The organism is Vagococcus silagei (genome assembly GCF_004795745.1).
GTDB classification, from domain to species: domain Bacteria; phylum Bacillota; class Bacilli; order Lactobacillales; family Vagococcaceae; genus Vagococcus; species Vagococcus silagei.
In genome coordinates this window covers 1-12088 of the sequence record NZ_SDGV01000042.1, presented here as the reverse complement: position 1 = coordinate 12088, position 12088 = coordinate 1, and the positions used below count along the sequence as shown (strand labels likewise).

Here is a 12088-nt window from a genome sequence, read left to right as displayed (position 1 = left end):
CCACTTCAAAAATGTCGTGAATGTCCACTATTTCATGAAAAAATATGTCAGAAAGTAATAAAAATCAAACAAAGTAGTGATATACGAAAATTTAATCATCCTGCACGCGGAACAAAAGCTTGGGAAAAACTATACGCTAAACGAAGTGCAGTTGAAAGAGTGAATGGCTATCTAAAAGAACATATGAAATTAAATGATACGACACACTATCAATCAGAAATTGTTCAAGTGGAACTATTATTGATTCAACTAGCTTATAATTTAAAGAATTTTGCAGCACAACGATTGTCACAAGAGAAATATAGAAAAGAACTAGTCGCTTAACTTCAAAAAACAATGATTTTGAAATTGGTCGAGTGTTTACTTTTCTAAAAAGTGAATTATGAAATTAGCTCAAATATATGATTGATTTATTTTATTATACCATAATTGAATACATTATAGAAAAAATTAAACAATACTGGAGATACAATCCTAGTATAAAAATAAGGTGATCTTAAAATTTAAGATCACCTTATCACATTTATCTATCCGAAAAACACTTATGGTTCAGGTGTAAATTCAAGACTATAAGTCATCTTCGCTACATACGAATCTGCACTACTTCCTGCCTCATAACTTAAACTCATTGGTTTTTTATCGTCTATATTACCGAACGTAGCTAACCATTCACCATATCCTTTGCCTTGCGTTGCTTCCATATAGACTCTTGAATTATCGACTGTTTCAGTAGATGGTATCAACTCAATTGCACTAACTTGAGGTTTAATAGCTGTAATAGTTCCAGCATCAAAATTACTCACAGGTGAAAGTTTTGTTATAGGCATAGTTATTTTAGCTCCAAATAATTTTGAAGTTGGACTCGTTCCAACAAACTCTGAAATAAAGACTTTAAGTTTCCATGGATTAGCATAGCCTGAAAAGTTGTTAACTCTAATGGTGCTTTCATTATTCTGGTTAGTTGTAGCTACTCCCGTTGAATGGACTGTTTTTTGTTCAAAAGTAACGTCAGAAGCCGAAACTTCAAAACCACCATTTTTAATCCCAGTCAACTCAAAATTTGCCTTAGAAGTCGAATCTACCGCTAATGTAATTTCAGAAGATAAAATTAGCGAAAATAGTGGTAATAATGTTATTACCATTAAATTTATTTTTTTCATATTTATCTTTTTCAAAATATCCCCCTCCGTAAAAGTAATTTAAGATCAGTAGCCTTAAATTACTTTCAGTAAGTTTTAAGGGCCAATAAATTACATTTAATTTACTCTTTTATGCGTCTGGAGTAGCACTTAATGTATATGTTAATTTCGCAGTGTAGTCAGTAGCAGTGTTACCAGAGCCTGCTTTTAACTTAATTGTTCCTGCTGGATAAACAATATCCCATTTACCTTGTCCTTTGTTTGCTGCTGCCTTAGCTAATGTAGTAGCTGCTTCACCTGGTTTGATTTTAAGAGTATTTGCTACCGGTAAGAAATTTGCAGCTGAAGCAGTATCGCCTTCTACTTTATCAATCGTAGGGTCAGCTGGAAACTCAATTTCAGCTCCCGCTAAGACCACATCAACATTATTTAATTTTCCTTTAAAGTCTCCAACACTTACTTTCAAATTCCAACCAGAGTTTGATCCACTAAAATCATTTACAGAAATTTTGTGTTCTGCACTTGAAGTAGTTTCAATCATTGATGCTGATGATTTTTGTTGAGTAAAATCTAAATTCGATGCTGTTACATCATAACCTGTTCCATCATCAGCCTTTGTTAATTTGAATTTTGCATCCTTAGTATCAGTTGGTGCAGCTTCTGCAGTGTTTCCAATAGTAGCTAACCCTAATACTGTTAATGTTGATGCGAATAATAAAATTGATTTTTTCATTTTATATCGTCTCCTTAGTTATATTATTATGGTGTAGGTGCTGTTGGACCAGAAGTTAATGTGTATGTCATGGTACCTTTATAATCCCCAGCAGAGTTACCTGATGGTATTTTTAATTCAATATCCTTATGTTTAAGTTCCCATTTACCAGCACCAGTACCTACTTCTGCTTTTACAATTTGTACAGCACTACTATTACCATCAGTATTAATTTCTTTATCAAAATTAGCACCGTTAACTGGAGCACCAGTTCCCCCAATATTTGTAACATCCGGAGTAAACTCACCAGACTTAAACTTAATAGTAGCACCTAATAAAGTATCACTTCCAGATTTCAATGGAGAAGCTTTTGCGTTTAAACTCCAACCAGGTTTACTACCACTAAATTCATCAATCTTAATAATGCTTGGTTTAGCATCTTCAATTTTAGTTGTAAGTTCTGAATCCGTAATGTCCTGTCCTTTAAATTCTAATGGTGATGCCTCTAGAATTTTTAATGACCCTTCAAGATCCGTAGAAGGATTTAATTTAAATTTTGTCTCTACATCCTTTGTTGATGGTGCTGCGTCTACTGTTGGCGCTAAAGCCATTGCTGAAACTCCAGCAAGAACAAGCGCTGAACTTAAAATAATTTTTTTCATCATTTATTTCTCCTTTTCAAATTATATAATTACGCCATTGGTCCTGCTACAAGTTTGTAAGTTAATGTTGCAGTATATTTCCCAAGTTGATTACCAGAAGGAATTAGAACTGAAATAGGACGGTTACCAGCTTCAGTTGAGTATTCCATATTCCAACGTCCACCACCTTGTTTTGCAGCTGCATTCATAATATTAGCTTCACCATTAACACCAGGTGAAACAATAACACCGTTTTTATGGTTTGCTACAGTTGTTCCTTGAGTGAAATCTGTTACTTTAAGTGTTGCTGGTGTTGACCCATCAACGATAGGATTGTTTCCTGTTGTCCATTTTTCAGAAAACGGGAAGAATAGTTGAACACCATTTAATATTACTTCGTCAGCTCCATCTTTTTTGAATTCTGATAAGCTTGCAGTAACATGCCAACCAGCGTTTAACCCAGTTACATCAGTTACTTCAACTTGAGGTTTTTTTACTTCACCTTTACTTGTGTCTAAGAATAGAGTGTCTACTCCGATTTCACCAGTACCAAAAGTAATTTTGTCCGCTTTTGTAATTTTCAAACCTTCAGCAACTGGTTTACCAGTTAATGTTAAAGATGTTTCTGTATCAGGAAGTGCTGCATTGGCAGCCATAGATGCTGCAGCAACAAAACCTAAAACTAATGTACTTGATAACATAATTTTTTTCATTTTGAAAGTCTCCTTTATTTGTCTTTTAAAATATACTATCCTAAATAGAAGGTGTATCAGTTAATGTGTAAGTTAATACCGATTGATATTTACCAACTTTATTACCTGGTGCAATTTTTAATTCGATTGGATTTTTGTTAACATCATAATCTGCTGTCCATTTACCGTCACCAGTACCTTCTTTAGCATTGAATAGGACTGCGCCATTATCTCCATCTTCGTGGTTTGTTGCTGGAATGATTAATCCTTTTCTAGCTGTTGGCACCTTGATAAATGAATCTTTATCATAAGTCATAATTTCTGGTGCATCACCAGTACCTTCAGATGTCATTTGTGTATTTGGGTAGAACAATTCAACACCTTTTAAAGTTTTTCCATTTTCAACTGGTTTATTATTTTCAAATTCTTTAAATTCACCAAGTTTTACTTCTAATTTCCAGCCTAAACCCTCACCACGGATATCTTCAACTACTAATAATTGAGGTTCTTTTGGTGGTACCGGTTTATTCTTATCATCTAAAACTTTTGTAGATAAAAATGTATCTGTTGTAGCAATGTTTGCTTTACCAAATTCTAAATTAAATGAGTTTGATAATTTTAATAAACCATCATATGGTAATTCAGGATCTTTCTTTTGTACTAACTCGACAGACGCTTGCTTGTCATAAACAGCTGGTCCAGGAGCTGCATATGCAGTTGTTGAAGCAACAAACAAGCCACCTAAAACTGCTGTACTTACTAATAATGTTTTTTTCATGATATTTATTTCCTTCCACTTTTTAAATTTGATTAAACCATTGGTCCATCATATAATTCCCAAGTAATCTTTGCGCCATACTGTGTGTTTGAATCAATATTTTTACTTGGTGCCTCAAATTTGATATTGCTATTGTCTTTTAAATCTTTAGCTGGATAGGTTACTAACCAAGTTCCACGGCCGTTACCTTTAGCTGCCTTCATCATAACTGAAGAACCACCACCTGCTGTAAGCACTTGTTTTCCAGTACCTTCAGCTGCTTCAGTTTTGTCTGAATTATTTGTCATGATTTTTGGATTGTCAAAAGTTAATGTCGCACCAGCAATTTTACGACTACTATCAGTTTTTGATACAAAATCTCCTAAAGTTGCTTTTAAAGCCCAACCTGCACCAGTCCCACGTAGGTCACTGATTTGGAAATAAGGAACAAATTTCGTGCCAACATTGGCCTTAGTTGTGCCACTTGTGATGGCAACATCACTACCAAAATCTAAATTTGTCACATAATTAATTTGCATTTCACCACCTTGTCCAGTACCAGTGTCAGGGCCCGGCTTTGTCGGATCAACTGGGTCAACCGGATCAACCGGTTTTGTTCCAGCCTTCATTTGAATCGTAGCGTCACTATCAATTTTTTTAGGTTCAGCAGCATGAACTGATGTTGCTGTCACTAAAATTGCAGTTGATAATAGTACGATACTTAATGCTTTTTTCATTTAAAACGTCCTCCTAAAACTCAAATTATGCATTGTCGCCAACTGGGGCATCTGCAAGATTCCAAGTCATTGTTGCTTGATACGCACCTGCATAATTATCAGCAGGAACAGTTAACGTTACAGGATTTTTAGTTCTTGTTACGCCTTTATAAGTAATCTTATAAGGATCATAACGGAATTCCCAAACACCACGACCTTCTTCTACTGGCGCATTAGCTAATGATACAGCATTTGGATCTCCAGCTTTAAGAACCGCATTAACACCCGCAGCAACGTTATTTGGATTTTCAATTGTTGCTTCTTTAACAGTGATTCCTTTTACAGGAGGGAAAGTCACAAACGCACCTTTTAATTTTCGATAGCCTTCTTCACCTTCCTGAAGTACATTTTTTCCGTCTGCAGCAAATTTTTCAAAATTACCGATAGACGCTGTTAAATGCCATCCTTGACCAGTACCACGAGTATCAGTCACGCTGTATCCTGGAACAAAGACTTTATCTAATTGAGATTCACTAAATCCACCAGAGTCTAAATTAGGTTTTGGTGCTAAAAGTGGTGATAAGTAAGTATCTTGTTTTTCTGTTTTTCCTTTACTTGCATCCACATATTGTGCATTTACTGTTTCAATCTTTCCAGTTAACTTAATTTCTGGGAACAGTAAGTTTGTTGTACTTGTAATACCTAAAACACCAACTGATACATAAGGTCCTGTTGGAGGGCCCACATCTGGTGGTGTAATTATTTTTTCGTTTTCATCTGCTTTTAATTCTACACGTGAAATATTTTCTTTTTTAACATCTTGTGGACGAGGTGCAGCATTTGCTACTTGTCCGCCAATTATTGCCACTGCAAATAATGCTGCAGCGCTAACTAATTTAACGTTTTTCATGAATAAAAACCTCCAATTTTTATTTTATGCTGAATATACTATCGGTCCTTCTGAAAGTAACCACGTTACATTGCCTTTATAAGCACCTTTGTAACCACCTGTTGGGATAACCAATGAGATTTGTTTTTTGCTCGTCTTCTCATTATAAAATCCCAGCCAAGTACCCATTCCCTGACCATCTGTTGCGGTCATAATCTTTGCAAAGTCTTTTTTATTCACTTCATTAAATGCAACGTCATTTGCTACTGGAGCAAGCACTCCTTTTGCAACTTCCTTTCCACTTTGAATTCTCATCATTGGAAAATCAATGTACGCACCTTTCATTGAATAATCTGGCGATTCAACACTTGTTAAATCGCCTTGTTTGACTTGTAAGCTCCAACCTTTGCCAGTACCACGCTTGTCAGTGACTTGAATATTTTGAGGCCCTTTTGCTTTTAAGCTGGCTCTTTGAAAACCAGAGGCAAGTTCACGGTCTTCAAAATCTAATTTAATCACTTGATCAATACTCAATGGTCCCTTTTGATGTGTACCAGGATCTGGATCATTTGGTTCATTTGGCTCTTCTGGGTCGGTTTCATCCTCATCACCAGGATTTAACGTCACCTTGACGCTCGAATGAACTTCTTTGTTAATCACTTGAACAGAATTTTGAGGACGTATATTAGGTGATTCAGCAGCTATTGTTTCTTGACTTATCAAACCAATAAAGCTACATAAAAGAAATGTCACAAAAACGATTCTTTTTTTCATCTATATACTCCCTCCTCTTATTTTTTCGATTTCCTTAAGAGTCAGGATTAAGCTGGTGTGCCTTCAGGAGAATCAGATAGTGCCCATGTTACAGTACCAGTGTACGTTCCTGCATATCCACCTGTTGGTACAACTAACTTAATATGATTTCCAGGAGTTGTAACTTTACCAGTTTTAGCGTCAACAACTTCATCTTTTCCAGCATCATTATAGTAAGCTAACCAAGTTCCCATACCAGTATCCTTTTCAGCAGTTATTACTTTGCTGAATTGTCCTTTATTGCTATAATTCGCATCATATTTTGCATCGACTGGACCTTTTGCGTCTGGTGAATTAAACTCAGTACCTTTAATTGTTGGCAATTTCATGTCAATATAAGCACCTTTTAAAATACGCTCTGTACCATCAACATTTGAAATTAATTCACTTTGTTTAATTTGTAAATTCCATCCGGCACCTGAACCACGTTTATCCGTAATTTGAATATTTGCTGGTTTTAATTTAGTTTGACCTGCTTTTGGTTTCATTGGAATTCTAACGGTTTTACTTGCTAATTTTTGACTTTCAAAATTAAAGATAATCACTTGGTCAATACTTAATGGGCCTTTTTGATCTGTAATACCAGGATCTGGCTCGTTAGGGTCTACCGGTGGCGTTGTTGAATCATCTCCTGGCTGCAACTCAACTTGAACTTTTGAAGTTGATTCACGTTTCCCAGCTTCGTTTGATGTTTCAATACCAGTTGACGGTGCAGCCATAGCTGTTACACCAGTACTTAATACTAGTGCACTTAATAATAAACTACCAATAATGTTTTTCTTCATTATTTAGTCTCTCCTTTATTTTTCTTTTTATAATAAACAATAACAATCACGATGACGATGAGTATAATTCCTAAACCCACTACAGCTAAGTTACGGCGTTGTTCACCTGTTTGTGGCAAAATTTTGGTAATGCCAGAGTTAGTTGATGTACCGTTAGAACCCGTGCTCGTCCCCTTGGTTGTCGTGCTATTATCCGAACTTGTTAAGGTACTGCTTGTTGTAGACGTTGTAGAACTTGTCGCGCTTGTTGTTGTGGTGGTGCTTGTTGTTGTGGTGCTTGTAGATTCTGATTCCCTAGTACCAAAACCAATACCTACATCGCCATCTGGTTTTTTCGCTTCCGAAGGTTTACTTGTGCTTGTCTCAGCAGCGGCTGGTGTATCTTGATTAACTTCTGCAAAGGCGGTTGGTGTTAAGGAAACGGCTAAAACAATAACCATGGCAAGCATTAATACTTTTAGTACTTTATTTTTCATTTTTTATTCACTTTCCTCCTTCATTAAAAAACCATAAATAGAACATAAATTTCTGCCGGAACAGCATGGCTTTTTATTCATATTTACAAAAATGGTATTCGACTTTAAACTCAGCGTACCTTATAAGCTATACTAACATTATTTGTTCTCTTTAACAACTGATTAGCTTTAAAAAAAACACAAAAAAAATTCTAATTATCTTCACAATTTAAAAAGAATCATTATTACCAACGGTTTGATCACTTAGTTATTTTAACTTAAAGGACAGAAAAAGATTTATGTACATTATATAAGCCGGTTGGACTTTAACGAAATACTTAAAACCCATATGTTCACTATGTCGTTTCGAGATAAGGCACAATTTGTCATCTTTTGTAACATTCATACTTAACTGTAATTCTTTACTATTTCAAAAAAAACTAACAATTCAACAAGTTATATAATTATCGTTTAACACGGAATATATATTTGACACTTCATGGCATTTTTCTGTCTTTTATCTTTAGAAATTATTAATATATTTTGGTATTTAAACTATGTTTTTCTAACTTAATTTTTTAAAATTAACAAAACATAACATTATTATTAAAAATAGATAATCATTATTTATATTGATGCAATTCTATTCCTTTGAATTATCATAATTTTTTTTAATTAGTATTATTTTTAATTTTTTTCTAAACTCTAACATAGCTTTTCAGACAAATACTTTATCATTAATGATTTTTTCTAATTATCGTATGCTTTTAACACACTTAATCTTTCACAAAACTGTCAACTACTCCCTTATGATGTGTTAGTTTTGAAAGTGATAAATATACCGAATGGTAATCATTTAACATCCAGTAGTTTTACGGATGTAACATCTTATTACTATATGTATTACCATCTTTTGATTAATATGATTGTCGATTAACAGTACAAAGACAAATAAAAAAGGCTGACTAAAAGTCAACCTTACATTTTTTATCTATTATTTTTTATCTTGGATACACTCTCATAGCTTACTTACCAAAATATTACGTTATTTTTTACGAATCCAGAATGTTACTGGTACCATCGTTAGTAATAAAATACCAATTATTGTTAAAACATGACCATCAGCTTCACTTGTTTGAGGTAAGACTTTGGTTTGCCCCATTGGTTCCCGAATATAGGTTATACCACCCTTAGTTGTTGATTTTGTAGTGCTTGACGTTGTTTTCTTAACTCCTTTAATCACAACTGTCTGGGTAATTCCGTTTGCACCTTTAGCAATAGAAAACTCGGTCTGATGAATATTATCTTGATAATCTTTAGGTGCTCTTGTTTCTTGAATTCTATATTTACCAGACGCTAAGATCCCTGATTCTACTTCACCTGATGAATTGGTTGTTAAATTTTGTGCAACTTTTTTATTGTTGCTGTCATAAATATCAAAGACTGCTCCAGATAAACGAATAGTATTATTCACACTATCAACTTTGATAATTTTTACTTTTCCTTTATCAACATCTGGTTTAGGGACATCTTTTTTCTTATTTAAGAATGTAAATGTCATTTTTTTACCTTCTTCAATCTTAACTTTTCCAGTGGTCGTATTAAGATCATAACCTTCTGGTGCTTTTGTTTGTTCTAAAGTATAGGTACCAACTTCCAAGTCACCAACTAATACAATCCCATTTTTATCTGTTGTGATTGCTGTTTTAACTTTTTCACCTTTTTCGTTTTTAAGGTCAAAAACAGCACCTTCTAAGACTTTATTATTGTCAGCTTCATCCACAACTTTAACTGTCAATTCACCAACTTTTTTCTCAGGTGGTGTTGTATCTTCTCCACTTGCATTACCAACAGTAGATTCTGCTTCTGCAACAACTTTTCCATTAATTTGTGGATCATCAGTAGAGCCAAGCGTTCTTAAAGCATAACTTTTACTATCTTGGGCTATTTTTGTTCCCTCTTTGTCAGCATCTGCCATTTTTTCTAATTCTGGAGAATCAGATGTGTGCACTGGACTTCCTGACTTAGTTGGTGTTAATTTTGCAGAGTATACATCCCCTTGCCAATTTGTAGGCGTCTCTACTTTAGTTTCAGCGAGTCCTTTTTCATCCGCAAATACCCAATTAACTTGATCCGCTGATTTCTTGTCGTCTAATTTTAATGCGCGATTAACTTTTAGAGTATCCTCTTCTTTTGTATCAACTACAAAAAAGACTTCTTGTTTTTCATCAAGTCCTGTTACTTTCAAATCACCTTTATCTGATAACACCTTATCTTCAACTTGAACCACTAAATTCTTATCTTTTTGATTTTTCAAATCAATCGTCACTTTTGTTACATCTTTTTGATCTTCTAAATTAACAATTGCGTCAGGTTTATTGTCCGCAATTTTCTTTTCAACAGCAACCACATCTTCTTTTTTTAGATTCTCTTGATTACTTAATTTTGTGACAACATCCTTTAAAGCTGAGTCTGATTTTAACACTAGAGGTGTTGCACTTTTCGAATTTGAATTCGCAACAATAGCGTCTACGTTTAAAGCTGAGGTTCCCAACAATAACGTTGCAAACGTTACGCCAACAGCAATTTTTCTAATTTTTTTCATTTTACTACTCCTTTCAACTCATAGATATATCCATTATATAATCATTTATAGAACATTACAAACCAATTTGTGTATTTTGTTACCTTTTACTTTTTATGTTAAAATATAATTATTGAATTCTATTATTGAAGGTGTAAAGATTGAAACATAATTTTCATGAAGACCAACTTGTCGGTTTAACACTTGCCTTTATTGGAGGTGCAATGGATGGATTTACCTATGTCCATTATGGAACCTTTGCTACCGCACAAACTGGTAATTTGATTTTAGCAATTATTGAAGCTTTTGATCATCAATGGAAAATCGTAGGCGATAAACTTCTCTCTACTGTTTGCTTCTGTCTCGGTATATTTTTTGCAAAATATTTGATTGATTTTTTTAGTAAAAAGCAAGTGACGACTTGGCGGTTGGGATTTTTATATTTTGAAGGATTGATATTTATGGTACTCGGGATTTCAAATTTTATGCAACATACGCTTTTAGTGACAAATGTTATCTCTTTTATTGCTGCTATTCAGTGGGTTGCATTTGATAAAATCAATGGATTAACCTACACAAATCTTTTTACAACAGGTAACTTAAAAAGTCTCGTTGTGAGTTACTATGATTACTTTTCCACAAAAGACCGTAGTCATCTTATTAAAGCACATCATTTCTTTTTTGTTGTAACGGCTTTTTTTAGTGGGGCAATTGCGACTGTTTATTTATATAAAACATGGCAACTTGGTGAAAAATCCTTGTTCATACCTGCAACTGCCGTCTTTGGGTTGGCTCTGTTTGAAAGTTTTATGATATGGCGCTTCCGTAAAATTGAAAAAAATAACCTTCTTCATTAGAGAAAGGTTATTTTTTTCGTCATTAAATTATAGGTCAGACAGACTGGATAGCCTACCGTTGGTACTAAATTTCTAAATATCCGCTCCATTAGCTTTTTTAGCACAAATTAATCGTCCAATTACCTTTATGACAGTTGAAATTCTATAACAATTCGCCTCAATCATTACTATCAACTTTCCAATGGGTATTGTCATATTCAAGTGATCAACAAGGGGCATCTGTTCATAAGCTATTACAAAACTGTATAATCAAACTCGTTCCATGCCAACCTCCTAGTTCTCTTTTCGCAATGAAGATTGACAGTAAAGAATACTGAATAGCATTTGATAATGCCTGTTGGAACATCCCATACTGATTGTTCAAGTCTACAAGAACCACACAAGCACCTAATAAATCAGAAGCGAGTCTTGAATGTGTATGGTCACGTTTCTATGCCATGTGTAGCGTAATCATCCGTTGATGAAATTTTTCGTTCTTTGTGATCAACCTGGAAAAAATAATAATAGCCTCTATCATCCCTCCAATTAAACAATAAAATAGGAACTGATGTATAGGCACTTGAAATGAGGATAGTGATATACAAACATACAAATAATCCTGAGCTCATCCTTAATGTTCCAAGATTTCTTAATTCATTTCTCAGTAAACTTTGCATGAATGCACCACATACTACAAGACTACTTACAACTGCTATAGCTGCAAGTGTACGAGTTAAACACAGGGGCTAATCGTTCAATGCGTAGTTATTCTAGAATCAAACTTTTAACACGACTCATAAGCCTCACATCATCAGAATAAAAAATACAATGTTCAAGTAAAAAGAAGATTTAACTGGATTTTTCTTGACAGTCAAATTTGCTATCACATCACAAAATGTTACATTTTTTTCGGACATCATATTCTTCACGATTCATTTACTCTTTCCCGACGACAAAAAAAGATCTACTGGTACCCTTAATGATACCCATAAATCTTCAATACTACTAAAAAAACTAACCTCTCTGGTTAGTTTCACGTCCAAAACATACTCCGGCAGTAGGACTCGAA

Annotated in this window: 14 protein-coding genes; 2 read left to right on the top strand and 12 right to left on the bottom strand. The window is 34.2% G+C overall.

Annotation, left to right across the window (positions count from 1 at the left end):
* Positions 1-324: transposase (locus tag ESZ54_RS12210; protein WP_162615058.1), on the top strand; the 324-nt coding region annotated here is incomplete at its 5' end.
* Between the two features lie 218 nt (positions 325-542).
* Here the strand turns inward: ESZ54_RS12210 and ESZ54_RS12205 are convergent.
* The 11 genes from ESZ54_RS12205 to ESZ54_RS12155 all read right to left on the bottom strand — a co-directional run bounded on the left by ESZ54_RS12205 (position 543) and on the right by ESZ54_RS12155 (position 10204).
* Positions 543-1175: a WxL domain-containing protein gene (locus tag ESZ54_RS12205; protein WP_136137928.1), complete on the bottom strand. Its 633-nt coding sequence runs from the start codon at positions 1173-1175 to the stop codon at positions 543-545.
* 94 nt (positions 1176-1269) lie between these two features.
* On the bottom strand, positions 1270-1872 hold the full coding sequence (locus tag ESZ54_RS12200; protein WP_136137927.1) for a WxL domain-containing protein: 603 nt from the start codon (positions 1870-1872) through the stop codon (positions 1270-1272).
* Between the two features lie 26 nt (positions 1873-1898).
* Positions 1899-2513 (bottom strand): WxL domain-containing protein, encoded by a 615-nt coding sequence (locus tag ESZ54_RS12195; RefSeq protein ID WP_162615191.1) that lies wholly within the window; start codon positions 2511-2513, stop codon positions 1899-1901.
* Positions 2514-2542: 29 nt separating this feature from the next.
* Positions 2543-3205 carry a WxL domain-containing protein gene (locus ESZ54_RS12190; RefSeq protein ID WP_136137925.1) on the bottom strand — a complete coding sequence of 221 codons (663 nt, stop codon included), beginning with the start codon at positions 3203-3205 and terminating at the stop codon, positions 2543-2545.
* A gap of 40 nt (positions 3206-3245) precedes the next feature.
* On the bottom strand, positions 3246-3962 hold the full coding sequence (locus ESZ54_RS12185) for a WxL domain-containing protein (RefSeq protein ID WP_136137924.1): 717 nt from the start codon (positions 3960-3962) through the stop codon (positions 3246-3248).
* A 32-nt stretch (positions 3963-3994) separates the two neighbouring features.
* A complete protein-coding gene (locus ESZ54_RS12180) occupies positions 3995-4678 on the bottom strand; it encodes a WxL domain-containing protein (RefSeq protein WP_136137923.1) in 684 nt (227 codons plus the stop codon).
* Between the two features lie 25 nt (positions 4679-4703).
* Entirely contained in the window at positions 4704-5567 is an 864-nt protein-coding gene (locus tag ESZ54_RS12175; protein ID WP_136137922.1) for a WxL domain-containing protein, read from the bottom strand.
* A 24-nt stretch (positions 5568-5591) separates the two neighbouring features.
* The gene (locus ESZ54_RS12170; RefSeq protein WP_136137921.1) at positions 5592-6320 is read right to left on the bottom strand and encodes a WxL domain-containing protein; all 729 of its coding nucleotides are present in this window, start codon (positions 6318-6320) and stop codon (positions 5592-5594) included.
* 47 nt (positions 6321-6367) lie between these two features.
* Complete coding sequence (locus ESZ54_RS12165; protein WP_136137920.1) at positions 6368-7144, bottom strand: WxL domain-containing protein; 777 nt, start codon at positions 7142-7144, stop codon at positions 6368-6370.
* Positions 7144-7620 (bottom strand): LPXTG cell wall anchor domain-containing protein, encoded by a 477-nt coding sequence (locus tag ESZ54_RS12160; RefSeq protein ID WP_136137919.1) that lies wholly within the window; start codon positions 7618-7620, stop codon positions 7144-7146. The genes ESZ54_RS12165 and ESZ54_RS12160 overlap by 1 nt, the downstream gene beginning before the upstream one ends.
* A 1024-nt stretch (positions 7621-8644) precedes the next feature.
* A complete protein-coding gene (locus ESZ54_RS12155) occupies positions 8645-10204 on the bottom strand; it encodes an LPXTG cell wall anchor domain-containing protein (protein ID WP_136137918.1) in 1560 nt (519 codons plus the stop codon).
* Between the two features lie 140 nt (positions 10205-10344).
* Here ESZ54_RS12155 and ESZ54_RS12150 point away from each other — a divergent pair, with 140 nt between their 5' ends.
* Entirely contained in the window at positions 10345-11040 is a 696-nt protein-coding gene (locus ESZ54_RS12150; protein WP_136137917.1) for a YoaK family protein, read from the top strand.
* Between the two features lie 422 nt (positions 11041-11462).
* Here the strand turns inward: ESZ54_RS12150 and ESZ54_RS12865 are convergent, their stop codons facing one another.
* On the bottom strand, positions 11463-11762 hold the full coding sequence (locus ESZ54_RS12865) for an iron chelate uptake ABC transporter family permease subunit (RefSeq protein WP_136137929.1): 300 nt from the start codon (positions 11760-11762) through the stop codon (positions 11463-11465).
* Between the last annotated feature and the right edge of the window lie 326 nt (positions 11763-12088).